The sequence below is a fragment of the Bradyrhizobium sp. LTSP849 genome, assembly GCF_000938255.1.
GTDB lineage: Bacteria > Pseudomonadota > Alphaproteobacteria > Rhizobiales > Xanthobacteraceae > Bradyrhizobium.
The window spans coordinates 118,779-143,523 of the sequence record NZ_JYMR01000011.1; the positions used below are offsets into that span (position 1 = coordinate 118,779).

General features: G+C 63.9%; 26 protein-coding genes. 10 read left to right on the forward strand and 16 right to left on the reverse strand.

Annotation, left to right across the window (positions count from 1 at the left end; translation table 11 throughout):
- The first annotated feature begins 7 nt into the window (after window positions 1-7).
- Window positions 8-436 (forward strand): ribosomal maturation YjgA family protein, encoded by a 429-nt coding sequence (locus UB31_RS09255; protein WP_045010628.1) that lies wholly within the window; start codon window positions 8-10, stop codon window positions 434-436.
- An 87-nt stretch (window positions 437-523) separates the two neighbouring features.
- Here the strand turns inward: UB31_RS09255 and UB31_RS09260 are convergent, their stop codons facing one another.
- From UB31_RS09260 to UB31_RS09275, 4 genes are all read right to left on the reverse strand, one after another.
- On the reverse strand, window positions 524-1,684 hold the full coding sequence (locus UB31_RS09260; protein WP_045010629.1) for a winged helix-turn-helix domain-containing protein: 1,161 nt from the start codon (window positions 1,682-1,684) through the stop codon (window positions 524-526).
- Between the two features lie 117 nt (window positions 1,685-1,801).
- The gene (locus UB31_RS09265; RefSeq protein ID WP_045007938.1) at window positions 1,802-2,056 is read right to left on the reverse strand and encodes a hypothetical protein; all 255 of its coding nucleotides are present in this window, start codon (window positions 2,054-2,056) and stop codon (window positions 1,802-1,804) included.
- A gap of 120 nt (window positions 2,057-2,176) precedes the next feature.
- On the reverse strand, window positions 2,177-2,422 hold the full coding sequence (locus UB31_RS09270) for a hypothetical protein (protein ID WP_045007937.1): 246 nt from the start codon (window positions 2,420-2,422) through the stop codon (window positions 2,177-2,179).
- 251 nt (window positions 2,423-2,673) lie between these two features.
- Window positions 2,674-4,065, reverse strand: coding sequence for a caspase family protein (locus UB31_RS09275; protein ID WP_045010630.1), 1,392 nt, complete (start codon window positions 4,063-4,065; stop codon window positions 2,674-2,676).
- 312 nt (window positions 4,066-4,377) lie between these two features.
- On the opposite strand from UB31_RS09275, the gene UB31_RS09280 reads away from it, so the two are divergent.
- The gene (locus UB31_RS09280; protein ID WP_045007892.1) at window positions 4,378-5,019 is read left to right on the forward strand and encodes an OmpA family protein; all 642 of its coding nucleotides are present in this window, start codon (window positions 4,378-4,380) and stop codon (window positions 5,017-5,019) included.
- 65 nt (window positions 5,020-5,084) lie between these two features.
- Here UB31_RS09280 and UB31_RS09285 read toward each other — a convergent pair whose 3' ends face one another.
- Complete coding sequence (locus UB31_RS09285) at window positions 5,085-6,365, reverse strand: phospholipid carrier-dependent glycosyltransferase (RefSeq protein WP_045010631.1); 1,281 nt, start codon at window positions 6,363-6,365, stop codon at window positions 5,085-5,087.
- A gap of 198 nt (window positions 6,366-6,563) precedes the next feature.
- On the opposite strand from UB31_RS09285, the gene UB31_RS09290 reads away from it, so the two are divergent.
- Complete coding sequence (locus UB31_RS09290; protein ID WP_045010632.1) at window positions 6,564-7,265, forward strand: FecR family protein; 702 nt, start codon at window positions 6,564-6,566, stop codon at window positions 7,263-7,265.
- Between the two features lie 2 nt (window positions 7,266-7,267).
- Complete coding sequence (locus tag UB31_RS09295; RefSeq protein ID WP_045010652.1) at window positions 7,268-8,395, forward strand: hypothetical protein; 1,128 nt, start codon at window positions 7,268-7,270, stop codon at window positions 8,393-8,395.
- A gap of 115 nt (window positions 8,396-8,510) precedes the next feature.
- On the opposite strand, the gene UB31_RS09300 is transcribed toward UB31_RS09295, so the two are convergent.
- The 3 genes from UB31_RS09300 to UB31_RS09310 all read right to left on the reverse strand — a co-directional run bounded on the left by UB31_RS09300 (window position 8,511) and on the right by UB31_RS09310 (window position 10,097).
- A complete protein-coding gene (locus UB31_RS09300) occupies window positions 8,511-8,999 on the reverse strand; it encodes a VOC family protein (protein ID WP_045010633.1) in 489 nt (162 codons plus the stop codon).
- A gap of 26 nt (window positions 9,000-9,025) precedes the next feature.
- Entirely contained in the window at window positions 9,026-9,454 is a 429-nt protein-coding gene (locus tag UB31_RS09305; protein ID WP_045007888.1) for a VOC family protein, read from the reverse strand.
- A 130-nt stretch (window positions 9,455-9,584) separates the two neighbouring features.
- The gene (locus UB31_RS09310) at window positions 9,585-10,097 is read right to left on the reverse strand and encodes a cupin domain-containing protein (protein WP_028148584.1); all 513 of its coding nucleotides are present in this window, start codon (window positions 10,095-10,097) and stop codon (window positions 9,585-9,587) included.
- 127 nt (window positions 10,098-10,224) lie between these two features.
- Here UB31_RS09310 and UB31_RS09315 point away from each other — a divergent pair, with 127 nt between their 5' ends.
- Window positions 10,225-10,443 (forward strand): CsbD family protein, encoded by a 219-nt coding sequence (locus UB31_RS09315; protein WP_045010634.1) that lies wholly within the window; start codon window positions 10,225-10,227, stop codon window positions 10,441-10,443.
- A 59-nt stretch (window positions 10,444-10,502) separates the two neighbouring features.
- On the opposite strand, the gene UB31_RS09320 is transcribed toward UB31_RS09315, so the two are convergent.
- On the reverse strand, window positions 10,503-10,967 hold the full coding sequence (locus UB31_RS09320; protein ID WP_045010635.1) for an FKBP-type peptidyl-prolyl cis-trans isomerase: 465 nt from the start codon (window positions 10,965-10,967) through the stop codon (window positions 10,503-10,505).
- Window positions 10,968-11,037: 70 nt separating this feature from the next.
- Complete coding sequence (ggt, locus tag UB31_RS09325; RefSeq protein ID WP_045010636.1) at window positions 11,038-12,624, reverse strand: gamma-glutamyltransferase; 1,587 nt, start codon at window positions 12,622-12,624, stop codon at window positions 11,038-11,040.
- 184 nt (window positions 12,625-12,808) lie between these two features.
- On the opposite strand from ggt, the gene trhO reads away from it, so the two are divergent.
- Together trhO and UB31_RS09335 are read left to right on the forward strand one after the other, a co-directional pair.
- Complete coding sequence (gene trhO / locus UB31_RS09330) at window positions 12,809-13,561, forward strand: oxygen-dependent tRNA uridine(34) hydroxylase TrhO (protein ID WP_045007885.1); 753 nt, start codon at window positions 12,809-12,811, stop codon at window positions 13,559-13,561.
- Window positions 13,518-13,769 (forward strand): SlyX family protein, encoded by a 252-nt coding sequence (locus UB31_RS09335; RefSeq protein ID WP_197087444.1) that lies wholly within the window; start codon window positions 13,518-13,520, stop codon window positions 13,767-13,769. Before trhO ends, UB31_RS09335 begins: the two co-directional genes overlap by 44 nt.
- Window positions 13,770-13,775: 6 nt before the next feature.
- On the opposite strand, the gene UB31_RS09340 is transcribed toward UB31_RS09335, so the two are convergent.
- Window positions 13,776-15,680, reverse strand: coding sequence for a sensor domain-containing diguanylate cyclase (locus UB31_RS09340; RefSeq protein ID WP_045010637.1), 1,905 nt, complete (start codon window positions 15,678-15,680; stop codon window positions 13,776-13,778).
- A gap of 174 nt (window positions 15,681-15,854) precedes the next feature.
- Window positions 15,855-16,070 carry a hypothetical protein gene (locus UB31_RS09345; RefSeq protein ID WP_045007934.1) on the reverse strand — a complete coding sequence of 72 codons (216 nt, stop codon included), beginning with the start codon at window positions 16,068-16,070 and terminating at the stop codon, window positions 15,855-15,857.
- Window positions 16,071-16,179: 109 nt separating this feature from the next.
- Between UB31_RS09345 and hemE the strand changes: the two genes are divergently transcribed.
- A complete protein-coding gene (hemE, locus tag UB31_RS09350) occupies window positions 16,180-17,214 on the forward strand; it encodes a uroporphyrinogen decarboxylase (protein WP_045007882.1) in 1,035 nt (344 codons plus the stop codon).
- Between the two features lie 174 nt (window positions 17,215-17,388).
- Here hemE and hemC read toward each other — a convergent pair whose 3' ends face one another.
- From hemC to UB31_RS09365, 3 genes are all read right to left on the reverse strand, one after another.
- Window positions 17,389-18,369, reverse strand: coding sequence for a hydroxymethylbilane synthase (gene hemC / locus UB31_RS09355; RefSeq protein WP_082078455.1), 981 nt, complete (start codon window positions 18,367-18,369; stop codon window positions 17,389-17,391).
- Window positions 18,370-18,395: 26 nt separating this feature from the next.
- The gene (locus UB31_RS09360; RefSeq protein ID WP_045010638.1) at window positions 18,396-20,021 is read right to left on the reverse strand and encodes a GMC family oxidoreductase; all 1,626 of its coding nucleotides are present in this window, start codon (window positions 20,019-20,021) and stop codon (window positions 18,396-18,398) included.
- Between the two features lie 150 nt (window positions 20,022-20,171).
- Window positions 20,172-20,762, reverse strand: a complete 591-nt coding sequence (locus UB31_RS09365; RefSeq protein WP_045010639.1) for a TetR/AcrR family transcriptional regulator — start codon at window positions 20,760-20,762, stop codon at window positions 20,172-20,174.
- Window positions 20,763-20,862: 100 nt separating this feature from the next.
- Between UB31_RS09365 and UB31_RS09370 the strand changes: the two genes are divergently transcribed.
- Together UB31_RS09370 and UB31_RS09375 are read left to right on the forward strand one after the other, a co-directional pair.
- Window positions 20,863-21,228 carry a nuclear transport factor 2 family protein gene (locus tag UB31_RS09370; RefSeq protein WP_045010640.1) on the forward strand — a complete coding sequence of 122 codons (366 nt, stop codon included), beginning with the start codon at window positions 20,863-20,865 and terminating at the stop codon, window positions 21,226-21,228.
- A gap of 326 nt (window positions 21,229-21,554) precedes the next feature.
- Window positions 21,555-23,516: a putative bifunctional diguanylate cyclase/phosphodiesterase gene (locus tag UB31_RS09375; protein WP_045010641.1), complete on the forward strand. Its 1,962-nt coding sequence runs from the start codon at window positions 21,555-21,557 to the stop codon at window positions 23,514-23,516.
- A gap of 191 nt (window positions 23,517-23,707) precedes the next feature.
- Here the strand turns inward: UB31_RS09375 and UB31_RS09380 are convergent.
- Window positions 23,708-24,745 (reverse strand): IS5 family transposase (locus UB31_RS09380; protein WP_245305927.1); only part of this gene is annotated, 1,038 nt, incomplete at its 5' end.

The window sequence follows — 24,745 nt, forward strand, 5'->3', positions numbered from 1 at the left end:
GCAAGCAATGCACGGGACGCAACCGGTCAAACCCATTGCGCCGCGACAGAGATCGCTGATCCGCGCCGCCCTGGCGCTGGTCGTGATCGCCTGCGGACTGTCCCTGCGCTGGTACGGTTTTCCCCTCGGGCTGCCTGCGTTCGTCGTGAAGTATGGCGGCTCGCTGTTGTGGGCGACCATGGTGTTCCTGCTGGTCGGGGTTTTGCTGCCGCGGCTGACGCGGACGCAGATCGCGATCATCGCGATGGTGATCGCGGTCGTGGTCGAATTCTCTCGACTGGTGCATGCACCCTGGCTCGATGCGTTCCGGCTGACCACCGCAGGCGCGCTGCTGTTGGGGCGAATTTTTTCGCTGTGGAATTTGGTCGCCTACGCGATCGGGATTTTATTCGGCGTGTGGATCGACCGGCTCGTCGAGATGCGTAGGGTGGGTTAGCGAAGCGTAACCCATCTCTTTCGCCCCCCGCGGAGACGGACAATGGTGGGTTACGCCTTCGGCTACTAACCCACCCTACGGTCTCGCTCATTCCGCCAATTGAAACCGCTCGAAGCGATCGAGCTCGTCCTCGATCTTCTGCTTGAGCTCCTTGCGACCCGCCGTCTTCTTGCCGGTGCCGAGCCAGGTCCATTTCTGCATCAAGAGCTTCTTGGCCTGCCGGTCGGTCTTGAGATCGAGCGCGGCGACGATCTCGTCGCCGACCAGCACGGGGAGCGCGAAATAGCCGAGCTTGCGCTTGGCCTTCGGCACGTAAGCCTCGAACAGATGGTTGTAGCCGAAGATGAGATTGGTGCGCTTGCGCTGGATGATCAGAGGGTCGAACGGCGAGAGGATATGGACGAGATCCGGCGAGACTTCGCCCGGCAACAGCGCGGCCGGCTGCGCCCAATGCTCCTGCTTGCCGGCACCGTCGAGGGCGACCGGGACGAGTTCGCCGCGGCGAACGCGCGAGGCGATCAGGGCTGCGACCGCCTTCTTGCTTGGCGCATCGAGATGGCAGATCGAATCCAGGCTGACGATGCCCTGTGAGCGCAGCGCGCGGTCGAGCAGATAGGCCGTGATCTCCTTCACTGATGCCGGCTTCGGTAACTGTTCCCAGCCGAAATGCCGCGTCATCAGCTCATAGGTCTTGAGCATGCCCTGGCGTTCGCTGACGGTCGCGACACCGGTATAGAAGGCGAGCTGCAACGCGCGCTTCGAGGGTTTTCGGCTCTGCCAGAGATGCTCCTTCTCGGTGAGCACGTCGTCCTCGATGTCGCGGATCGTCAGCGGACCGGCGCGAAGCAGCCGCATCACCTTGCGCGTGTCGGCCGGCTTTACCGACGCATACCATCTGTGTCCCTCGCGGCGGTGCTCGCGCATCGCTGGCAGGAAGAAGCGAAAGTCGCTCGACGGCACGTAGGACAGTGCATGGGTCCAGTATTCGAACACGCTCCTGTCGACGCTCTGGGCCTGACGCAGGTCGGTACGGCGATAGGACGGGATGCGGCTGAACAGGATGTGATGATGGCAGCGCTCGATCACGTTGATGGTGTCGATCTGCACATAGCCGAGATGGGCGATCGCCTCCGCCACGGCTGCCGCGCCCTCGCCGAACGGCGCGCGCGTGTCCAGGCGCTGGGCACGCAGCCAGACCTGCCGGGCCTGTGTGGTCGAGAGTGGAAGGGGTTTTGGCGCGCGGGACATTGCGAGGAGCAATGTAGCGGGATTCGCGCCAAGAAAAAGAACGGGGTGGAGACACGCGCCAAAGAAAAAGCCGCGCTGCCATCTGCTGACAGCGCGGCCGGATGATACGGCCGAGGCCTATTTCATCATCATGGCCTTCTGCGCCTTCATGTAGTGCATGCAGCCGCTCTTCATCTTGCCCATGCTCATGTCGGCGTTGGCCATGGCCATTTCCTTGTTCGCGGCCGTCTTGCCGGCCGTGTCGGCAGGGCCGGTCATCGTGGCCGTCGATTTCATCAGATTATCGCTGGTGCACGCCATCATGGCGGCGGATGCGGGTGAAACAGAAAAAGCGAACGCGACAAAGGCTGCGGCGGTGAGCAAGGTCTTCATCGAAAAGTCTCCTCCGTAAAACGAAACCGGCGTCATGCCGGCCTTCGCAATTACGTATTCTCTGCCGACAATGTTTCGCGGAGAAGAAAATTTTCTTGCTGCGATGCGAAGCGAGACGCCTCAGCGGCCGTCCTTCGGCGCTTTGGACCGGTTACTGAGGCTGCCGGTCGCGATGTCCGGCTCGCAGGAGGCCTTGCCGCGCCCCTCGGACTGGCAGCGATAGACGCTGCCGGTGAGGCGGTCGACCAGCCACATGTTCTCGTCGGTCGGACCATCGAGGCCGACATAGCGGGAGGTCAACCCCGTGATCAGCGTCGAGAGCAGGATCGCCACCGCAATCATCGCCGCGCCAATATAGATGGGCATGGAGCTCAGGAACACGGTCCGATCCGGCGGGCCATTGCGATAAAACTGATAGTCACTTGGCCTCGGTGGATGGAACTCGGCTCCCCTCGTCTGCGGTGTCGGATGACGGATTTTTGCTAGGCGCGCATCTGGCCGATTTCTTGTTCGCAGGCAGGCCATGCGACGACCGCTTTGCGACGATCAATGTACATCGGTTTCCAACGCAAAAGCGGCCCGGTCTTGGGCCGCTTCGCGCAGCGTGGCTCGTCAAATCAGCGGTGGAAAAGCCCACCGAGCACGTGACCGAAGAGAGCGCCGGCGCCGCCCGCGCCGCCACCGCCACCACCATGAGCGCGACGGCTGCCACCGCCGGAGTAGCGGCGATGCGCGGGCTCGTCATCGGAATCGTCGGACGAGGCGAGTCGGGTGGAGACGATTTCGGACTGCATCGCCTTGTGCTGGAGCTTATTGAGATAGCCGGTGGTGGGATAGCCGCGCGCAGCCTGCCAGCGCTTGATCACGGAACGGGTCTCGTCGTCGAACTTGCCGGTGGTCTTGATGTCGAAGCCCAGACCGGTGAGGCGGCGCTGCACGTCGCGGCGCAGGTTCTTGTCCAGCCCAAGCTGGTCTTCGGAGATCTGGTCGGCTGTTTCCGTGAAGGTCGAGGGATCAACGCCGCCGGTCAGGTTGCGCGTCGTGGTCGAAGGGCCATCCTGGATCGCGGCGATGCGGGCGAGTGCCAGCGACTTGAAGGTGCCGTTCGGATAGTTGGTGAGGTAGGCATTGAGCTCCTCGACCTTGTTGGTGTCCTTGATCGAGCGCCAGAACTCGAGCTCGACCTCGCCGGCCTGGGCGACCGACGCCGGAGCGGCGTCGGCGGTAGCAGCCGGCGTCGCGGTCGGATTGAGATAGACCGTGCCGGTCAGATTGGTGTGGCCCCAGGGCAGCTGCGCCTTGTTGGTCTCGTCGTTGACTTGAGCGCGGACCTTGGTCATCGCCTGCTGGATCTCAACGCCGGGGGAAGCGATGTTGGCAATCAGCGCGCGGGTGAAGGGGCTGTTGGTGCCGGCTTCGCCATCGAGCGCGGTCTGGCCGGGACCAGTCGCGAAAGCGATCAGCGTGCCTTCGCCGGACTTCATCTCGGCAAGGCCGCTGTCGACGCTGACGGAACGCGTCGCCTTGGCGGAGCGGATCTTTGCGGCGAAGGGATTGTCGCGGCAGGCATCGAGGAACACCAGCTTCACCTTGGCGTCGGCCATGGTCTGCTCCAGCGTCAGATCGACGTTGATCGCAGCACCTAGCTTGACGTCCATCTCGGATTTGAGGTCGGCATCGATCGGCAGCAGATAGTTGGTGCCGTTCACCGCGATGCCATGACCGGCATAGAAGAACAGCGCCACGTCGGCGCCTTCGCTCTTCTTGCCGAATTCGAGCAGCTTCGTCGTCATGGCGTCGCGGGTGAGGTTTGAGCCCTCGACCACTTCGAAGCCAACATTGCGCAGCACCCGCGCCATCGACCTGGCGTCGATCGCCGGGTTCGGAAGCTGCGGAACGTTCTTGTAGGCTGAATTGCCGACCACGAAGGCGACGCGCTTGTCTGCGAGCGCCGCGTTGCTAGTGAAGATGAAGGCTGCGAGGGACATTGCCGCGATCAGGAAACGCATGGTCTTTCTCCCCAGATCCAGAACCACCGACGGCCTGACTGTGATCTCTTCCACGGAGCCTGAATGTGATCTAGATCACGCAAGGGTCGATGCAGCTCGAACCACGCCGAACAGGGCGCGACGACTGCTGTTCGCTTGTGCGCGATCTCTTCCCTTGGATGCGAAGCGCCGCCCGAAACACCGCGAAAATGCGCTAGGATGGGCCCGGAAACGCACAATTTCCAACGTGACGAGCATCACATCTGAGCTTTTGAACCTAGCCTATGCTCGCAGCATCAAATCGCCATCAGGCGTCACAGCGAGGATACGACAATGACCCATTTCAATAAGTTTTTTGGACTTAAGGCGATTGCGCTCACGGCCGCGCTGTCGATGACGGCGGGCCTGGCTTTCGCCGGCGACAATAACGTCTCTTCCAGCCAGATCCTGGATGCGCTGAAGCCGAAGCCGGTGACCCGCGGCCTCTCGGTCGGTCCGCAGACCGATCCGACGGTGCAGGCCAAGGAATCGAGCTTCCTGAGCACCGTGCGCAACCGGCAGACCCGTTCGCTCTCGACGGGCGAGCGTGAGCAGATCGCCGAGCTCGCCGCGACCAAGCCGAACATCGATCTGGAAATCCAGTTCGACTACAACTCGGCCGACATCGCCAAGACCTCGGTGCCGTCGGTGCAGGCGCTCGGCAAGGCGTTGTCCGATCCGACGCTGAAGGGCTCGACCTTCGTGGTCGCCGGCCACACCGATGCGGTCGGCACCGAAGAGTACAATCAGGGGCTCTCCGAACGGCGCGCCGACACCATCAAGAAGTATTTGGTGCAGAATTACGGCCTCAACGGCACCGACCTCGTCACCGTCGGCTATGGCAAGACCAAGCTGAAGGACACCGCCAACGGCGCCGACCCGGTCAACCGCCGCGTCCAGGTCGTGAACATGGACACCAAGACCGCGTCGAAGTGATCTGAGAAGTAGTTGCAGCAATCGACAAACCGCCTGCCGCAAGAGTGGCAGGCGGTTTTTGATTGTCAGATCCAGCTCTGAAACAGCATCAGCCGGTTGAAGGTCTGCATCGAGGTCCCGACGAACGCGGCCGAGATCGGCAGCATGACGGCAAAGCCGACTGCCGCGACGCCGACATAGGCCCACAGCAGCCAGCGCGGCAGGCCATCCCTGCGCAACACATAGACCAGCGCGAGCGATGCCGCGGTCGCGGCCGGCAGATAATAATAGATGAAGCCGAGCGTGCGCGGCAGCAGCGCCCAGGCGAGCCAGGGGCCGAAATAGAACGCCGCGATCAGGAACGCATCCCAGCGACGCGCGACGATAAAATCGCGCAGCACAAATACGAGCGCGAGCAGCGCCGGCCACAGCACCAGCGGATTGCCGAGGAAGACGACCGCCGAAACATTGTCTTCCGCGGTCTTGTCAAACAGGAACCACACCGGGCGCGCGAGCAACGGCCAGGACGGCCACGAGCTCATATAGGTGTGGCCAGCGATCGCAGTCGTGGTGTTGTCGGCAAAGATCCGGCGCTGCGCCTCAACCAGATCCGACAGCGATAACCCGTCGAGCGGAACGAAAGGCGCAAGATACGTCAGCGCCGGCAGCAGCGCGAAGCAGAGCGCGACATGGTGCACCCTGAAGTCGGGCCAAAGATCAGGCCGGTACCAGTCGCTTGCCTTCGCATCGGCAAACAGCGTGTGCCAGCTCTGCATCAGACGGACCATTGCAACGATGACGATGCAGACACCGAGTGGAAACAGCCCGCTCCACTTGCAGGCCGCGGCGAGGCCGAACAACGCACCTGCAAGCGCGAACAACGCATGCGGACGCTCTCTTCGAAAACCGTGCATGAAGGTGGCAATCGCGAGCAGGCCGAAGCCGAGCGCAAAGATGTCGAGCATCGCGATGCGCGCCTGCACATAGAGCATCTGGTTGAAGGCCGCGATCAGCGCGGCCGCGATCGCGGGCCCCTGTGCGGCAAACAGCGCGAGACCGCAGAGATAGATCGCGACGATCGCGAGCGCACCGAACAGCGTCGCCGGATAGCGCCAGCCGAACGCATTGTCGCCGAACGCCGCAATCGATGCCGCCATCAGCTCCTTCGCGAGCGGCGGATGCATCGGGTTGAGCATCGGCTGCGACATCGTAGAGCCAAGCATCTGCCGCGCAGCCGGCACATAATGCACCTCGTCGAACACGAATTTTTCCGGCGTCGCCAGCCCGATCAACAGCGCGAGATGCGCAGCTAGGAAAATCGCGACAGCGATCACTGCGCTCCGCGACAGCTTTGGAACCGCGGGCAATTCAAGCGGCTTCTGTGGGGTTATTTTACGTGGCAAATCTGCGTCACCCCGGATAAAAAAATAACTCAGCGTCTGCATTGAACGCATTCTGCCGCAACTGTCACTAAGCTAACGCTCGTCCCGCGCCGCTTGTGATAATTCTACCACAACACAAGCGTGCGCGATCCGGTACGATCACGGACCTCGATCGGTTGCGAAATGAATTTACGTTTTCTACTTTTACCAACACTGCTGTCGGCCGCACTCTGCGCAGCGCCTTGCGCGCAGGCGCAGACCCGCGTCGGCGAAGCCGTCCTCGTCCAGAACGAAGTGGTGCGCGTGGCCGCGACCACGACGCCGATCAGTGTCGGCGACAGCATGCTGCGCGACGAGACTGTGCAGACCGGCGCCGCCAGTGCGGCGCGCTTCGTCATGGCCGACAGCACCAATCTGTCGCTCGGCCCGAGCGCAACGCTGAAGCTCGACCGTACCGTCTTCAACGACGAGCATAGCTATCGCGACGTCGCGATCCGCATGACCACCGGCGCGTTCCGGTTCGTCACCGGACATTCGGAGAAGACCGCCTACAAGATCACAACGCCACTCGCGACCATCGGTGTGCGCGGCACCACGCTCGACATCCTGTCCCAGCGCGGCCGCTCCGTCGTCGTGCTTCAGGAGGGCGCGGCCAGCGTCTGCACGTTGAGCTTCCAATGCGTGCAGCTCACCCAGCCCGGCGACACCGCGGTCATTACCTCGACCGGCGGCAAAGTCTCCATCACCAAGACCAACACGCCGCCCTGGACGTTTGCCGCCAACTGCACCGCGAGTGCCGGGCTGTGCTCGGTCAACCAATATGCCGACGCCTCACCGACCATCACGCCCGCCGTCCATGACGATGGCATGCTGTGCGGGCGCTGATGATGGCGAAGCTCGGCTTCAGACGGCTTGTCCTGGCCTGCGCGCTAAGCGCAGCCGCTGCGCTTGCACTGTTTACGCTCGACACCCGTCCGGCTGCGGCGCAGAGCACCACCTGCGAGTCCGAGTGCGGCGAGCCGCACCCCAATCCGTCGCCGACGTACTCGCCCTCCCCTTCGCCGAGCCCATATCCCTCGCCGTCGCCGAGCCCATATCCGTCGCCAAGCCCAACGCCGACCGGCTCCGATTCCAGCGGCAATTCGATCGGCGGCCTCGCCAACCAGCGCTTCAACCAGATGATCACCAACCGGGTGCTCGGCACGGTGCTGCTCGGCGTCAACGAGCAGGTCAATTGCAGCGACTGCATCAGCGCGTTCGGCTCGGCCGGCTCGTTCTCGGCCGGCATCCACGGCCGCAAGGAGCTGACCAACAATCTGTCGCTGCTCGCCGGCATCGCCTACACGCAATACAGCGAGGGCGGCTACAACATCACCAGCGCGCCGATCGGCGCGTTCGCGCTGCGCTATGACTTCACCGATTGGGGCTCGTCTCGCCCCTTCTTCGACATCGGCACGATCCTGACGCCATGGGAGAAGGCGCGCTACACCCGCAGCTACAACACCAGCCTCGGCCCGGTGAGCGTGACGAGTTCGACGAACAGCTCGAACTACGCGGTCTACGGTCGCGCCGGCTGGATGAGCCGGCTTTCACCGCACGACGAGGTCGCGGCCTCCATCGAGATCTGGCAACTCTGGCAGCGCGTGTCCGGCTACGCGGACAATACGGTGGCCTTCAATCCCTTCGACGCCACCATTGCCACCGGCACCGACCGCACCAGCCTGGTCAAGATCGGCGGCCAGTGGACCCATCTCTACGGCAGTAACATCGAGGCCAACATCAATGGCGGCTGGGTGCAGTCGTTCGCCAGCCACAGCGGCATCGTCGCCACCGTGACCGGGGACGGCATGGTGGTGCCGACGATGGGCAACCAGGGCTGGTTCGAATATGGCGGCCGCCTCGGCTTCCGCGTGCAGAAGGGTTGGATCGTGGACCTCTTTGCGAACGGTACGCTGGGGCCGCAGCCGGTCGGCAACACCATCCATGGCGGCGTGGGGCTGCGGATTAATTATTAGCGGGAGGTCGTAGGGTGGGCAAAGCGAAGCGTGCCCACCAACTCTCGTAATCGTGGATGGATGGTGGGCACGGCGCTACTGCGCCTTTGCCCACCCTACGGCGACTGCGTTGACGTCACGCCGCCGACTTACCCTCGAACGCCCGTCGCAAGAGCGCCTCGTCCAGCTTCACCATCTTCATCATGGCCTGCATCGCGCGAGCGGCCGCAGCCTTGTCCGGGCTCGAGAGGAACTCGAACATCACCTTCGGTACAACCTGCCATGACACGCCGTAACGGTCACTGATCCAGCCGCACTGCTGTTCCTTGCCGCCATGCTCCAGGAACGCATGCCACACGCTGTCGACCTGGGCCTGATCGTCGCAATGGATCATCAGCGACAGCGCGTGGGTGTATTCCACCTTCATGCCGCCGTTGAGCGCAACCAGCGGCTGGCCGGCCACCGTGAACTCGACAACGAGCACGGAGCCCTCCTTGCCGGACGGGTTATCCGAGACGTTGCGCTGGACGTGCGTGATCTTGGAGTCCGGCACGAGCGAGACGTAGAACTTCGCGGCTTCCTCGGCATCGCCGTTGAACCACATGCAGGGAACGAGCTTGGACATTGCGAATGCTCCTCTTCGGGTTTCAATCAGGCGTTCGCCATAGCGGGCTTCGGGGGGACCGCGGCCATGTCCAGCCAGTTCACACCCCACATATGACCATCCGGATCCTCAAAGCTGCGGCCATACATGAAGCTGTATTCGTCCTTCGGGCTGGGATCGGCCGCCCCACCCGCAGCCTTGGCCCTGTCGACGATATCGTCGACCTCGTTGCGGCTATCGGCGGACAGGCAGAACAGAGCCTGGTTCGAGGTCTTTGCATCCGCGATCGGCTTCGGCGTGAACTGACGGAATTTGTCGTGGGTCGTCAGCATCACGTAAATGGTCTCGGAAAAGACCATGCAGCTTGCCGTGTCGTCACTGAATTGCGGATTCCTGGTCGCGCCGATCGCCTCATAAAACGCGGTCGCACGCTTGAGGTCGGTCACCGGTAGATTGAGGAAAATCATCCTGGGCATCGAAAGCTCCTTGGGCGGGGTTCTGCCCAAGGACGGATGGACAGGGGGCCATCCGACACGGCTTCCGAGAATTTTTTGACCGAGCCTGCGTGGTTCTGCCGCACGGGAACCACGCAGGTCCTCGCTGGTCCTACTTCTTCTCGTTGGGATCGCGGTGCACCGGATCGATCCACAGCACAGTCTCCGGCTTCTCGACCGGTTCGATGTCGAGATTGATCGCGACCGCCTCGCCGTCGCTGCGGACCAGCACGCATTCCAGCACCTCGTCGCGGCTGGCGTTGATCTCCTGATGCGGCACGTAAGGCGGGACGAAAATGAAATCGCCGGGGCCGGCCTCGGCGGTGAATTGCAGGCTCTCGCCCCAGCGCATCCGCGCCTTGCCCTTCACCACATAGATCACGCTTTCGAGATGGCCATGGTGGTGCGCGCCGGTCTTGGCATCAGGCTTGATGCTCACCGTGCCCGCCCACAATTTCTGCGCGCCGACGCGCGCGAAATTGATCGCGGCCGCGCGGTCCATGCCCGCCGTCGACGGCACGTTCGTGTCGAGCTGGTTGCCGGGAATGACGCGCACGCCGTCATGTTTCCAGCGATCGTCATGATCATGGTCATGGTGCGAATGCGTGTGGTCATGGCCGGTCATGGGACTTGCTTTCTGTTGGTTCCGTGCGCGGCAAGCTAACCAAAGCCGGCCCATCAAGCCATACCAAAATAGGAACTCTCATAGCCATCGGGCGTTGTTCTCGCGAGCAAACCGGAAGGAGAGTTTCATGGGTAGCACCAGCGACAAGATCAAAGGTAACGCCAACGAGGCGATCGGCAAGGCCAAGCAGGGTATCGGCGAAGCCACCGGTTCCGATCGTCTGAAGGGCGAAGGCGCGATCCAGGAAGTGAAGGGCAAGGGCCAAAAGGCCATGGGCGACGCCAAGGACGCCGCGAAGGACGCGATCGATCGCGCCGCTGCGGCGGCACGTCGCGCGGCTGAGTAACGCGCGCAAGACTGAAAGCGAAAAGACCAGCCGCGAGGCCGGTCTTTTTGTTTGTGCGTTTATTTCACCGCGAGCAATTCGACGTCGAACATCAGCGTCGCATTCGGCGGGATCACGCCGCCGGCGCCGCGCGCGCCGTAGCCGAGCTGCGGCGGGATGATCAGCGTGCGCTTGCCGCCGACCTTCATCGAGGCGACGCCCTCGTCCCAACCGGCAATGACGCGGCCCTTGCCGATCGGAAACTCGAACGGCTCGTTGCGGTCGACCGACGAGTCGAATTTCTTGCCCTTCTGGCCGTTCTCATAGAGCCAGCCGGTGTAGTGCATCACGCAGATCTGGCCCGCCTTTGGCGAGGCACCGGTGCCGGCGACGCTGTCGATTACTTGCAAGCCTGAAGCTGTGGTCATGGTCTTTCCTGCGGTCTGGGCAGAGGCCGTGGTGGAAACGAAATCGGATACGCCGCCGATCATTGTGATCGCGAGTGCCGACGTGATAGCGAGAAGCGCGCGTTGGAAACGCTGCATTAGACACCTTCCGTTTGAGGCGGGAGGTGTCTAGCGCAACGAACGTATGGTTTCCAGCCCCAGCCCTCGATCAATAACCGAGCGCGCAGCCGTCCTTGCGCGGATCGGAACCGCCGGTGAGCGTGCCCTTGTCCCAGTCGATCCAGATCGCCTGGGCGCCGCCGAGCGGGCCGACCACGCTGGTGGTCTTGTGGCCAAGCTTCTTGAGACCCTCGACGATATCGGCCGGAACGCTGTCCTCGAGCTGATACTGGCCCTCGTAGTGCAGGCCGCGCGGCATATCGATCGCCTCCTGCACGTCGCAGCCATAGTCGAGGATATTGGTGACCACATGGGTCTGGCCGACCGGCTGATACTGGCCGCCCATCACGGCGAACGGCATGACCGAACGGCCGCCCTTGGTGAGCAGGCCCGGCATGATCGTGTGCAGCGGGCGCTTGCCGCCGGCGATGCAGTTGGGATGGCCTGGCTGGATGCGGAAGCCGCCGGCGCGGTTCTGCAACAGCACGCCGGTCTTGTTGGAGACGATCGCTGAACCAAACGAATGCGCGATCGAATTGATGAACGAGCAGACGTTGAGGTCCTTGTCCACCACCGTGATGTAGATGGTCGAAGGATTCATCGGCGGCGCGACGTTCGGAAGGTCGAGCATGCCGTCCAGGCGGATCTTGCTGATGTATTCGTCGGCAAAGCCCTTCGCGAGCATCTCGGTAACGTTGATCTTCATATGCTCGGGGTCGGCGACATGCATCTCGCGATTCATGTAGGCGATGCGCGCGGCCTCGGCCTCGAGATGGAAACGTTCGACGCTGAGCGGCGCGAACTTCGTCAGATCGAAGCGCGACAGGATATTGAGCATCAGCAGCGCGGTGACGCCCGGGCCATTCGGCGGGCACTGCCAGACGTCGTAACCCTTGTACGTGGTACCGATCGGCGTCGTCGTCTCGGTGGTGTGCGCGGCGAAATCGTCGAGTGTGTGCAGGCCGCCAATTCCGCGCAGGGTCTCGACCATGTCTTCCGCGATCGGACCCTTGTAGAAGGCGTCGCGGCCGTCCTTGGCGATCGCGCGCAGCGTCTTGCCGAGCTCGGCCTGGCGGATGACGTCGCCGGCGACCGGAGGCTTGCCGCCCGGCAGCAGGTACCGCAGGGTGTTGGTGCCACCCTTCAGCTTCTCGAACTGGTTCTTCCAGTCCAAGGCGATGCGGGGCGCGACGACATAGCCTTCCTCGGCCGCCTTGATCGCGGGCTGGAGCAGCCGGTCGAAGCCGAACTTGCCATGATCGCGCAGCACGGTCGCAAAGGCGTCGATCACACCGGGGATCGAAACCGCGTGCGCCGAGGTCAGCGGCACGGACGTCATCTTGCGCTCGAGATACCAGTCCGCGTTCGCCGCCTTCGGCGCCCGGCCGGAGCCGTTATAGGCGATGATCTTGCCCTCGCCGCGCGGCTGGATCAGCGCAAAACAGTCGCCGCCGATGCCGGTCGATTGCGGCTCGATCACGCCGAGCACCGCCGAGCCCGCCACCGCCGCGTCCACCGCCGTGCCGCCCTCGCGCAGCACCTCGATCGCGGCGAGGGATGCCTGCGGATGCGAGGTCGCGACCATCGCGTTGGTGGCGTGGACCGTGGACCTGCCGGGAAAGTGGAAGTTTCTCATCGAATTCTTGCTCTCTTGGGGCCGTTGGCGCGCGCCGCGCCATCTCGGAAAAACCGAGCCTTCATGGCACATTCCGGGCCGCCCGGGCAATGCTGGCATACCAGGGAAATGGCTGCCATCCGCTGGGCGTATAGACCCCGCCACGCGGGTTTTCTGGGCGGCGGCCGCCTGCTAAACGGGCCTCATGATCACCAAGGTCTGCGCCTTCTACCAATTCGCCGCCCTGCCCGATTACCGCGAGCTGCGCGAGCCGCTGCGCGCGTTCTGTGCCGGCCTTTCGCTGAAGGGCAGCGTGCTGCTGGCGAATGAGGGCATCAACGGCACGATCGCGGGCGCGCCCGACGCGATCGACGCATTCGCCCATGAACTCGCGCACGGCGACCTGTTTAGCGGCAGGCTTAACAATCTCGAATTGAAGCTCTCGACCTCCGAGGCGATGCCGTTCGGCCGACTCAAGGTGCGGCTGAAGAAGGAGATCGTCACGCTTGGCGATGCGGCCGCCGATCCGACCCGACAGGTCGGTACTTACATTGAGGCCGCCGAGTGGAACGCGCTGATCTCGGCGCCCGACACGCTGGTGCTCGACACCCGCAACGCCTTCGAGGTCGCCATGGGCACGTTCGAGGGCGCGGTCGACCCTGAGATCAAGAGCTTTGGCCAATTCAAGGACTTTGCAGCACAACAGCTCGATCCGACGAAACACCGCAAGATCGCGATGTTCTGCACCGGTGGGATCCGCTGCGAGAAGGCGAGCGCGCATCTGCTCGCGCGCGGCTTTGCCGAGGTCTATCACCTCAAGGGCGGCATCCTCCGATATCTGGAAGAAGTACCGGAGGCGCAGAGCCGCTGGCGCGGCGAATGTTTTGTGTTCGACGAGCGCGTCGCTCTCGGCCATGGTTTGCAAGAACGGGACAAGGGACACGGCCGTGACGAATGAGATCAACGCGCTGAGCGAACGCATCGACGCGCTGGAGACGCGCCTGGCCTATCAGGACGACACCATCGAGACCCTGAACAAGACCATCACCGCGCAATGGAAGCAGATCGACGCGCTGACGCGGCAGCTCGCGCAGCTCGGCGAACGGTTGCAGGAGGCCGAGGCGAACGCGCCGGGGCCTGCCAACGAGCGTCCGCCGCATTATTAAGCGCGACTACTGACCAGACGCTCTGGCCAGCAGGTTCATGACCTCGCCCGACATCATCAGGCGGTCGCGGCCGGCATCCTTGGCAGCGTAGAGCGCGCGGTCGGCCGCCTCCACCAGCGATCCCGCCCCCGCCGTGCGCTCGAACGACGGCCGGCAGGCCGCGCCGCCGACCGAGACAGTCACGCATCCCGCTGTCGGATTGGAGGCATGAACGAGGCCGGCATCGTGAACGGCGCTGCGGATCCGCTCGCCGATCCTAGCGCAACCGGCGGCATCGGTGTTCGGCAGCAGCATGGCGAATTCCTCGCCGCCATAGCGGGCGGCGAGATCGCCGACCCGCTGCATCTCTGCGGCGATGATCCTCGCAACCACGCGCAAGCAGGCGTCGCCCGCGGGATGGCCGTATTCGTCGTTGTAGGACTTGAAGTGGTCGACGTCGATCATCAAGAGGCCAAGGCTGGAGCGGTCGCGATAGGCGCGCGCCCATTCCTCGTTCAGCCGCTCGTCGAAGCGGCGCCGGTTGGCAAGCCCGGTGAGGCTGTCCTCGATCGCGAGCGTCTCGAGCCTGCTCTCCAGCTGCTTCTGCTCGGTGATATCGCGCGAAATCGCGACCACGCCGTCGACATGGCCGTTGTCTTTGCGCGTCACCCGCATGGTCGATTCCAGCCAGACCTCGGATTTCTGCCGGTGCACATTGCGGTAGGTGACGCGCGCTTCGTCCTTCTCGCCGCGCTTCATGGCGTCGATGATGGCCTGGACCTGCGGCAGATCGTCCGGGTGGATGCCCGCGAGCGCAAGCGTGCCGATCAGCTGATTGGCGCGCCAGCCGATGACGCGGTTCGACGACGGCGAGACGTAACGCAGGCGCTCGTCGATCCCGATGCGGGTGACCATATCGCTGGAGCCTTCCGCGAGCAGGCGGAAATGCGCCTCCTTCTCGACCAGAGCGGCGGCCATGCTCTGGCCACGCTGCAACTGCCGCACCAGCACCGCGCCGATCACCGCGATCAGCATCACCAGCGCGAGCACGTAGAGCATGCGGGAGATCGCAGCGGCACGCCACGGCGCGAGCAGCTCCTCCCTGTCGACGGTGGCGAGCAGGACGAGCGGATAACGGCCAGAGCGCTTGAAGAAGCTGACGCGCTCGGCGCCGTCCAGCGGCGACTTGAAATGATAGGCGCCATTCGGCCGTTGCAGGCTGGCATCACGGAACAGCGGGGTGTCGCCGACATTGCGGCCGACGAACTTCTCGTTGTTCGGGTTGCGCGCGATGATCATGCCGTCGGCGTACATCAGCGTCACGGAGCTGTTGCGGCCGATCTCGAACTGCTCGTAGAAATGCGACAGATATCTGGAGCTGATGGCCGCGAGCACCACGCCGCCAAAGCTGCCGTCCGGCTTGTTGAAGCGGCGCGACAGGGTGACGACCCATTCGCCGTCCAGCAGGCTCTTCACGGGATGGCCGATATAGGCCTCGCGCTTGGGCGAGAGCTGGTGGTGACGGAAGAACGCGTCGTCGCTGAGCGTCGAGGCGATCGTGCCGGGCGAAGTCAGCCAGTTGCCCTGGTCGTCGATGATGGCGAGGCTATGGACGCGATCCATCGCCTTCTTGCGCGCCTCCAGAAGGTTGCGCAGCTTCGCAATCGTGGCGGGATCGGCGCCGTCCATCTCCAGCCGGCTGACGACGCCGACAACACCGGAATCCAGCAGATCGAGACTGTCCTCGGCATGCTGCGTCAGCGAGCGGGCGACGTTCGCCATCTCCGTCTCGGCGCCTTTCAGCACCGCGTCGCGTGCCGCCCATTCACGCCAGCCACTGACGCTGAGAATCGCCACGCAGGTGAGCACGACAAACGCCGCCGCACGCAGCGGCAGTCGGCTCCATCCGGCTCTCTGTGAGGCGACGTTCATGCGGCAGAAATCTCCGATCGTCGGAACTTCTGCCGCTTCTGTTATTGAACCCTGAAACGCTTGCTGACATTCGGAAGCATATCCGGGTTTTCCCGTACTCCTACGGACGCAAGCGTCCGCAGATCGCTAACAATGCGTTATCGATCCTATCGGAAACCGGCGAGCGAGCGCGCCTTAGCTGAAGATCGCCTTAACCTTGTCCCATAGCGACGGGCTGTCCGCCTCCGCGTCGGCCTTCGAGGGCGTCGGCTGGGCAGCACTGACGGGATCGGACGCGGGGAAACTGTCCTCCAGCCCGGCGTCGAGCTTGGCATGGCGGTCGGCGGCGAGCGCCTTGCCCAGATCGTCGGCGTGCTTGTCGTGCGGCGCGGGATTGAATGTCTCAGCCATGGATTCCTCCTCCGTGAGCTGATCAACGCTTCGCATTTGCGCTGGTTCCCCTGTTCCGCTCGGGCTTGCGGCAGTGTATCAGGAACCTCAATCTACATCAGGACAGTTCGTGCCCCAGTCTGCGACCAAACCCTTCATCGAAGTGCTCTCCGGCCAACGGCAGGCAATCCCGCCGGTGTGGATGATGCGGCAGGCCGGCCGCTATCTGCCGGAATATCGCGAGGTGCGGGCCAAGGCCGGCGGCTTCCTCGATCTCTGCTTCAATCCGGAGCTTGCCGCCGAAGTGACGCTGCAACCGATCCGCAGGTTCGGCTTCGATGCCGCGATCATCTTCTCGGACATTCTCGTGATCCCCTATGCGCTCGGCCGCTCCGTGCGCTTCGAGGTCGGCGAGGGCCCTCGGCTCGAGCCGCTCGATGATCCCGGCAAGGTCGCGACGCTCGCCCCCTACGCCGATTTCGGCAAGCTCGCGCCGGTGTTCGAGGCGTTGCGCATCGTGCGCGGCGCGCTCGATCCAAAGATTGCGCTGATCGGCTTCTGCGGCGCGCCGTGGACGGTCGCGACCTACATGGTCGCGGGCCAGGGCACGCCGGACCAGGGGCCGGCGCGGATGATGGCCTATCGGCATCCGGACGCGTTTACAAAGATCATCGACGTGCTGGTCGAGAGCTCGATCAATTATCTGCTCATGCAGCTTGCCGCCGGCGCCGACGTCTTGCAGATCTTCGACACCTGGGCCGGCGTGTTGCCGCCGGCCGAATTCGCGCGCTGGTCGGTCGAGCCGACGCGCCGCATCGTCGAAGGCGTGCGCGCCAAGGTGCCGGACGCGAAGATCATTGGCTTCCCGCGCGGCGCCGGCGCGCAGCTGCCGGGCTATGTCGAGGGCACTGGCGTCAACGCCGTCAGCATCGACTGGACCGCCGAGCCCGCCTTCATCCGCGAGCGCGTGCAGTCACGCGTCGCCGTGCAGGGCAATCTCGATCCGCTCGTGCTGATCACCGGTGGCGCAGCACTCGACCGTGCGGTCGACAATGTGCTGACGAACTTTGCGCAAGGGCGCTTCATCTTCAATCTCGGTCACGGCATCCAGCCGGAGACGCCGATCGCCCATGTCGAGCAGATGCTGAAGCGCGTGCGGAGATGATTTGTCTCGCCTAGGGGCGCGAAATAAAAACGCGAAAACAACCCCATGCACAGTAGAAATCATTGAAGGATTTCGTCTGGCATGGCTTCAAGTCACGCAGCAACGAGGTTTGACCCGTCGGGCAAAACAGGCGCATGATGCCATCATCGCACCGATGCCCGCCGTGCTGCTGACTTAGCGCGGCCGGCTGCGCTCGATGATCTCGGCGGCGCCCTTCGTCAGCAGATCGAGTCCCACCGCACGGCCGAGTTCGCGCGGGCGGTTCGCAGGGCCGGCGTGTGAAACCTCGATGATGGTGTTGCCGGAGAGGTCGAGCACGGATGCGGTGAGCGACATCTGATCCCCAGTGATGGTCGAAAGGCCCGCGATCGGCGAGTTGCAGTGGCCGTTGAGCACCCACAGCACCTCGCGCTCGGCATCGGCACAGGCATGCGCCGTGGGATCATCGATCGACGCGAGGATCTGCCGGGTCTGCCAGTCCTGCGCGGCGCATTCCACTGCGACGATGCCCTGCCCGGCCGCGGGCAGCATCTCCGCCGCGGAGAATTCGTAGGCGATGCGGTTCGCAAGACCAACGCGGTCGAGACCCGAGCGCGCCATGATCAGCGCATCCGCAGGCCCGACAGCGCCGCCCTCCGGCAGGCGCTGCTTCTCGCCATTGTCGAGCTTTCGCACGCGCGTATCGGCGGCGCCGCGAAAGTGAATAACCTCGATCTCCGGAAACAACCGCCGCACATAGGCGGCGCGGCGCACGGCGTTGGTGCCAACTTTAAAACCCTTGCCGCGCGACTGCCGCAGCGCCTCCAGCGTGACGCCGTCGCGCAGCACCAGTGCATCGCTCGCGGGATCGCGCGACAGTGTGGCACCAATGACGAGGCCCGGCGTGTCCTCGTTGCCGGGCATGTCCTTCAGCGAATGCATCGCCGCCTGCAACTCGCCGGACAGCACGGCGGCGCGGATCTGCGCCACGAAGGCACCGCCCTTGCCGCCATGCGGCAGGAGCTTGCTGGTCTGGTCGAGATCGCCTGACGTGTCGAACTTGACGATCTCGACCTCGATCTCGGGCACGGCGGCGGTCAGGCGGCGCGCGATCTCTTCCGTCTGTGCCAGCGCCATCGCGCTCTTGCGTGTGCCGATCCGAAGTCGAATAGCCAAGCTTTTATCCTCTCGAGATGCGCGGGTTACCCCGCATCCTCCAATATCATATCGGACGCCTTTTCGGCGATCATGATGATCGGCGCATTGGTGTTGCCCGAGACCAGATCCGGCATGATCGAGCCATCGACCACCCGAAGGCCTTCGAGCCCCCTCACCTTCAGCCGCTGGTCGACCACCGCGAGTGCGTCATTGCCCATACGGCAGGTCGAGGTCGGATGATAGATGGTGCTGCCGCGTTCGCGGCAGTAATCCAGCAGCTCGGCATCCGTGGATACCTTCGCCCCGGGATCGTATTCGTCGACCACGAACGGCTTCATCGCCGGCGCGTTCAGGATCTTGCGCAAGATCTTCAGACCTTCGACATTGGTGGTGCGGTCGGTCTCGGTCGACATGTAGTTGATGCGGATCTCCGGTGGCACCGTCGGGTCCGCGCTCTTGATGCGCAAGCTGCCGCGGCTTTCAGGGCGAAGCTGGCACACCGATGCGGTGAAGCCGGAGAAATCATGCAGCTTCTCGCCCATCTTGTTGGTCGAGAACGGCAGGAAGTGCACCTGGATGTCGGGCGAGGCCAGCCGCGGACTGGTCTTGAAGAACGCCCCCGCCGTGCCGGCGGCGATCGTCAGCCAACCCTTCCGGAACAGCGCATAGCGCGCGCCGGCGAGCGTGCGGCGGATCGGATTGTTGACGGTGTCGTTGAGGGTGACCTTCTGCGCGCAGCGCATCACGACGCGGACCTGCATGTGATCCTGGAGATCGTGGCCGACGCCTTTCGCATCCAGCACGACATCAATGCCGTGCCGGCGCAGGAGATCGGCGGGACCGACGCCGGAGAGCTGAAGCAGCTGCGGCGAGTTGTAGGCGCCGCTCGACAGAACGATCTCCTTGCGCGCCCGTGCGCGGCGCAGCGTCGCGCCTTGACGGTATTCGACCCCGACGGCGCGGCGGCCCTCGAACAGCACGCGCTGGCCGAGCGCTGATGTTTCGATCTTGAGATTGACGCGAGTCTTCGCGGGGCCGAGATAGGCCACCGCCGTCGAGGCACGACGGCCGTTGCGCGTGGTGGTCTGAAACAGGCCGACGCCTTCCTGCGTGGCGCCGTTGAAATCGGGATTGTAGGGCAAGCCGTTCGCGACCGCGGCGTCGATGAAGGCTTTCGACAGCGGATCGGTCATGACCATGTTGGAGACCGGCAACGGGCCGCCCGTGCCGTGATATTGATCGGCGCCGCGCGACTGGTTCTCGGCCTTCTTGAAATAGGGCAGCACGTCATCGTAGCCCCAGCCGGTGTTGCCGTGCTGACGCCAGCGATCGTAATCCTCATGCTGGCCGCGGACATAGAGCAGGCCGTTGATCGAGCTCGATCCGCCCAGCGTTTTTCCACGCGGCTGAAACACCTGGCGGCCCTTCAGCTCGGGCTCCGGCTCGGTCTGGTACATCCAGTTGACGGTCTTCTCCTTGAACAGTTTTCCGTAGCCGAGCGGCACGTGGATCCAGATGTTGGAATCCTTCGGGCCGGCTTCGAGCAGCAGTACGCTGTGCTTGCCGTTCGCCGACAGGCGGTTAGCGAGCACGCAGCCGGCAGAGCCGGCGCCGACGATAATGTAGTCGAATGCGGGATCGGACGGCGCGAGGGAGGAATTTGCGTTCATGCGCTTCTGTTCTTCTTGTTGGTGTGGCGTTTCCGTTTCGTCACTAGAGCACCGTTCCGATAAAATCGGAACGGTGCTCTAGATTCTTGTTTTGACGCGTTTTCTTTACGCGAACCGGTACCCACTTCGCTCGAAAACGCTTTTGTACAATCATGCCCGCAGACGCAGCGCCTCGACCAGCGACTTGAACGCACGGGCATATTCCGCGCCCGCCCTTGCGATATCCGCGCGTCCGGCGCAGGCGACCGCGGCCTCCGTCACCGCGCCGAGCAGCAGCCGCGCCAGCGGCTCGACCGGCTGCCGCGCGATCAGGCCGGCTTCCATGGCAGCGGAGATCGCGCGCGGCATCTTGCCGCCAAAATGCTGCGCGTCGATCTCGCGCCAGCGCTCCCAGCCGAGCACGGCCGGGCCGTCACGCAGGATGATCTGGCCGGTCGGACCTTTTGCGGTGGCGGCAAAATAATGCTGGGTGCCGGCGACCATGGCACCGAGCACGTCCTTCTCGGCGCGCGCGGTGCTGTCGATCTCGGCGACGAGATCGCGCGAGACGGAATCGAACACGGCCTCGAATACGGCTTCCTTGGTCTTGAAGTGATGATAGACCGCGCCCTTGGCGACGCCGGCCGCTTCCGCGATCTCGTCCATGGTGGTGGCGGCAAAGCCTTGCGTCCCGAACAGCCGGCGCGCCGCCGTCAGGATCGCCTCCGATGTCGCAGCCCGCCGCTCCGCCTGTTTTGCCATGGGTCTCGTCTAGTCGAATTCGGCGCAGGCGGCCAGTTGACTTTTCGACCAACGGTCGGTATTTACCGACTATCAGTCGGTTTTAATCGTGAGGTGCGCCATGCCGAGCCGTGACATCGTGGAAGCTTTTGCGAAGCGGCTGGAGGACGGGGATTTCATCGGCGCTATAGAACAATTCTATACGCCCGATGCAGCCACGTATGAGAACAACGCCGCCCCGACGGTCGGCCGCGACAAGCTCGTCGCCAAGGAGCGCGGCGTGCTCGCGGCCTCCAAGGAGGTCAAGGCCGTCCGCGTCGGGCCAAGCATGATCGAGGGCGACAATGTCGCGACGCGCTGGAGCTTCAGCTTCACCAACGCGGAAGGGGTTATCCGAACGTTGGATGAGATCGCGTGGCAGACCTGGCGGGGCGATAAGCTGATCGAGGAGCGATTCTATTACGACCCGAAGCAATTGGGGCGGTGAGGACTCCCCCGGACATAGGTGTCATCGCCCGCGAAAGCGGGCGATCCAGTATTCCACCAGCGCCGGCGATTGAACCGATAAGCCACGGCGTACTGGATGCCCCGCCTTCGCGGGGCATGACAGGTGGTGGCGAACATCCCGCTGCCGTTACAGCCCTAACGGCGGGCACGCGCATTTGTATCGATTTGTTATCGATACGGCGGCTTGGACACGCAGAAGTGGTCACAGCGCCGCTCGCCTGCTGGGATAATTCATAGTTCGTCAAAGGTTTGCGGCGAATTCTCCGGACCGAGCCGGACGAACGGCCCATGCTTGCAGGCCCTTGAATGCGGACTCAACTGACCAGCTATTGCGCATGGCTGTTCGCCGGCGATCTGTCGGCGTTCGGCGGTCCCGCAACCGACGAAGCCGTTGCCGGCCATATCCGCGCCGAGCAGATGTCGCTGGTGCTCGGCTATTCCGTCGGCATCATGCTGGCCAATGCCTGCAACGCCGCCGTACTTGCTGTCGCGCTGTGGCATTCGCCTGACTGGAAATTTGCGCTGGCCTGGGCAGTCACCGTCGCCGGCGCCGCGATCGTGTTCGGCCTGCAATCGCATGCCTCGCGGCGCGTCACCAAACCGCAATTCGTCTCGCGTCGCGCCATGCACCGGCTGGTGCGCAACGCCTTCGTGCTCGGTGTGGCCTGGGGCATCGTGCCGGTCGCCTTCTTTGCGAACGCCGCCACCGGCGGGCAACTCGTCATCACCTGCCTCTGCTCCGGCATTCTGGCCGGCGGCGCGCTGGCCTTCGCCACCATCCCGATCGCGGCCATCGCGTTCACAACGCCCATCTTCATCGGCATCGCGATCTGCCTCAGCCGGGACGGCGATCCGGCCTATGTGCTGATGGCCGTGCTGGTGCTTGTCTATGGCAGCGTGCTGTTGCGCGCCGTGTTCGTCAATTCCTTCGCCTTCGCACGGCGCGTGATGCGGCAGATCGAGGCCGAGCGCACGGTGCGGCAAGACCCGCTGACCCAACTGCCCAACCGCTTCGCCTTCAACGAGACGCTCGATGCAGCCCTGAAGCGGCTCGCTCTCTCCGGCGAAGAGTTTGCGGTGCTACTGCTCGACCTCGATCGCTTCAAGGAGGTCAACGACAAGTTCGGCCATCCCGCCGGCGACGAATTTCTGGTCCAGGTCGCAAGCCGGCTGCAGCGCTGCACCCGCGCGGCCGAGCATGTCGCGCGCATCGGCGGCGACGAGTTCGCGCTGGTGATGGCCAATCTGGCGCGGCCCGAGGATGCGCTGGCGATCGCCGAGCGTTTTGCTGCGGCTTTTGCCGAACCGTTCCTGATCGCGGGCTGCGAGATCGTTGGCGCCACCAGCGTCGGCATCGTGCTGGCGCCGCGCGACGGCAACGCGCCACTCGACATCATGAAGAACGCCGACGCCGCGCTCTATCGCGCCAAGAAGGCCGGCCCCGGCACGGTCTGCTTCTTCGAGGAAGCCGACGACAAGGCCTCGCGCGACCGCAAGGCGCTGCAAGCGGACCTGGAAGGCGCCATCGCGCGCGACGAGTTTTTTCTGGTGTTCCAGCCGTTCCTCGATCTCGACGACAACCGCATCACCGGCTTCGAGGCGCTGCTGCGTTGGCAGCATCCCTCACGCGGACTGGTGCCGCCGAGCAAGTTCATTCCGATCGCCGAAGAGACCGGGCTGATCCACGAGATCGGCGAATGGGTCATACGTCGCGCCTGCGCCACGCTTGCGGACTGGCCCGAAGAGATCCGCGTCGCCGTGAATTTCTCCGCGGCACAATTTCACAACGCCGGCATCCTCCAGACCATCGTGCAGGCGCTGGCCGACGCCAAGGTCGCTCCACACCGGCTTGAGATCGAGATCACGGAATCGATGCTGCTGTCGAAATACGGCTCGGCCGCGTCGATCCTGAATGCGCTCCTGGAGCTCGGCGCCACGGTGGCGCTCGACGATTTCGGCACCGGCTTCTCGTCGCTGACGTATTTGCGCAAGCTGCCGTTCAGCCGCATCAAGATCGACCAGTCCTTCATCCGCGACATGCTGGTGCAGCCGGACTGCGCCGCGATCGTGAAATCGGTGATTGGGCTCGCGCGCGACCTGCGCATCGGCGTGGTCGCGGAAGGCGTCGAGACTGCCGACCAGCTCGAATATCTGCGCGAGACCCAGTGCGATGAGGTTCAGGGTTATCTGATCAGCCGGCCGGTATCGGCCGAGCAGGTTCTGGCGCTGCTTGATACGAAGAAGTTTCGGGCGACCTACGCGGCGTAGGTCGCGTCAGATCGGAGCCAAGTGCCGACCACGAGGGAGGTGAGCCCCCTCTCCCGCTTGCGAGGGCTTTGCTTAATTGGCCGTGCGGGAGTGAGGCTCGATGTGGGGCATTTTTTTGTGTGGCCTCGGATGGCGAGCGAACGCAGACGGCCTTGTTTTCGTGGCCGATCGATGGCGTTGGGCTACGGCAGTCACGCCACACCTCCCGCGGGACACAGCACCGCCCATCGTTTGAGGTTCATGGCCAAGCAGAGAAGACGCAGATGGGTATGGTTGCGTGCCAAGCCCAGATAGCGAGCGCGCGCCCAGCCGTAAACGCCCTTGAGGCGCGCAAAGACCTGCTCGACCGGCGCGCGGCGGCGTCCCACGGCGTCGTTGAAGCGCTTCTTCCGCTCGGTCAGGGGATGATGCTTGTTGGGCCGGAACATCAGCCGCGGCTTGATGCCCCGGGCAGCCAGCCCGGCGCGGCGCTCGTGCTTGTCATAGGCCTGGTCGGCGTAGACCGCCTTCTCGTCGCCGCTGATCAATTCATCGGCCGGCACCGTATCGTTGACCGCAGCGTCGGTCAGCTTACTGCGACGGATGATCGCCGAGCACTGGTCGACACCGACATGCGCCTTGTAGCCGAAGTATCGCTTGCCACCCTTCTTGGTCCATCGCGCATCCGCATCGCGCTCGCTGTTGACCAGCTTGCTCGGCGCGCGCCCGTCTGGGCCGGGCGGCAGCGGGTCCTTTGGCGGCTTCGGCGGCTTCACCGCCGCCGGGATCAGGCTGGCGTCGATCAATGTGCCTCGACGCAGCACCAGCCCGCGCGCGTCGATCTGGCGCAGCATCTCGGCAAACAGCGTCTCGTCCAGACCGGCCTGCTGCAAAGCTTCGCGGAAGCGCCAGATCGTCGTATGGTCGGGCGTCTCGTCGCCCAGCGCAAAGCCGCAGAAGTCGCGGAAAGAGGCCCGGTCATCGAGCGCTTCTTCCAGTTCCGGATCGGACAGCCCGTACCATTGCTGCAACAGCACAGCCTTGAACATCACCAGCCGAGGATAGGCCGGCGCGCCACGCTCAGGTTCCGGAAGGCCGCACAGCACGCGCTCCACAGCCCCCCAATCGACCAGTTCGCAAATCCGCCTCAGCACCGCACCGCCTTTCCCACGCCGCGACGCCAGCGCATCTGCGAAGCTCGGTTGCCCAACCTGCCGATATGCCATCCCAAGACCCTCTTCAGATCTCTC

Coding starts and splice junctions, on each gene's coding strand:
- UB31_RS09265 (WP_045007938.1), bottom strand. CDS start 2,056: ATGAAGACCTTGCTCACCGCCGCAGCCTTTGTCGCGTTCGCTTTTTCT.
- ggt (WP_045010636.1), bottom strand. CDS start 12,624: ATGAGAAACTTCCACTTTCCCGGCAGGTCCACGGTCCACGCCACCAAC.
- UB31_RS09315 (WP_045010634.1), top strand. CDS start 10,225: ATGGGTAGCACCAGCGACAAGATCAAAGGTAACGCCAACGAGGCGATC.
- UB31_RS09290 (WP_045010632.1), top strand. CDS start 6,564: ATGAATTTACGTTTTCTACTTTTACCAACACTGCTGTCGGCCGCACTC.
- UB31_RS09320 (WP_045010635.1), bottom strand. CDS start 10,967: ATGCAGCGTTTCCAACGCGCGCTTCTCGCTATCACGTCGGCACTCGCG.
- UB31_RS09370 (WP_045010640.1), top strand. CDS start 20,863: ATGCCGAGCCGTGACATCGTGGAAGCTTTTGCGAAGCGGCTGGAGGAC.
- UB31_RS09275 (WP_045010630.1), bottom strand. CDS start 4,065: ATGCGTTTCCTGATCGCGGCAATGTCCCTCGCAGCCTTCATCTTCACT.
- UB31_RS09305 (WP_045007888.1), bottom strand. CDS start 9,454: ATGCCCAGGATGATTTTCCTCAATCTACCGGTGACCGACCTCAAGCGT.
- UB31_RS09280 (WP_045007892.1), top strand. CDS start 4,378: ATGACCCATTTCAATAAGTTTTTTGGACTTAAGGCGATTGCGCTCACG.
- UB31_RS09300 (WP_045010633.1), bottom strand. CDS start 8,999: ATGTCCAAGCTCGTTCCCTGCATGTGGTTCAACGGCGATGCCGAGGAA.
- trhO (WP_045007885.1), top strand. CDS start 12,809: ATGATCACCAAGGTCTGCGCCTTCTACCAATTCGCCGCCCTGCCCGAT.
- UB31_RS09310 (WP_028148584.1), bottom strand. CDS start 10,097: ATGACCGGCCATGACCACACGCATTCGCACCATGACCATGATCATGAC.
- UB31_RS09360 (WP_045010638.1), bottom strand. CDS start 20,021: ATGAACGCAAATTCCTCCCTCGCGCCGTCCGATCCCGCATTCGACTAC.
- UB31_RS09345 (WP_045007934.1), bottom strand. CDS start 16,070: ATGGCTGAGACATTCAATCCCGCGCCGCACGACAAGCACGCCGACGAT.
- UB31_RS09255 (WP_045010628.1), top strand. CDS start 8: ATGCACGGGACGCAACCGGTCAAACCCATTGCGCCGCGACAGAGATCG.
- UB31_RS09270 (WP_045007937.1), bottom strand. CDS start 2,422: ATGCCCATCTATATTGGCGCGGCGATGATTGCGGTGGCGATCCTGCTC.
- UB31_RS09295 (WP_045010652.1), top strand. CDS start 7,268: ATGGCGAAGCTCGGCTTCAGACGGCTTGTCCTGGCCTGCGCGCTAAGC.
- UB31_RS09260 (WP_045010629.1), bottom strand. CDS start 1,684: ATGTCCCGCGCGCCAAAACCCCTTCCACTCTCGACCACACAGGCCCGG.
- UB31_RS09335 (WP_197087444.1), top strand. CDS start 13,518: ATGGTTTGCAAGAACGGGACAAGGGACACGGCCGTGACGAATGAGATC.
- UB31_RS09375 (WP_045010641.1), top strand. CDS start 21,555: ATGCGGACTCAACTGACCAGCTATTGCGCATGGCTGTTCGCCGGCGAT.
- UB31_RS09365 (WP_045010639.1), bottom strand. CDS start 20,762: ATGGCAAAACAGGCGGAGCGGCGGGCTGCGACATCGGAGGCGATCCTG.
- UB31_RS09340 (WP_045010637.1), bottom strand. CDS start 15,680: ATGAACGTCGCCTCACAGAGAGCCGGATGGAGCCGACTGCCGCTGCGT.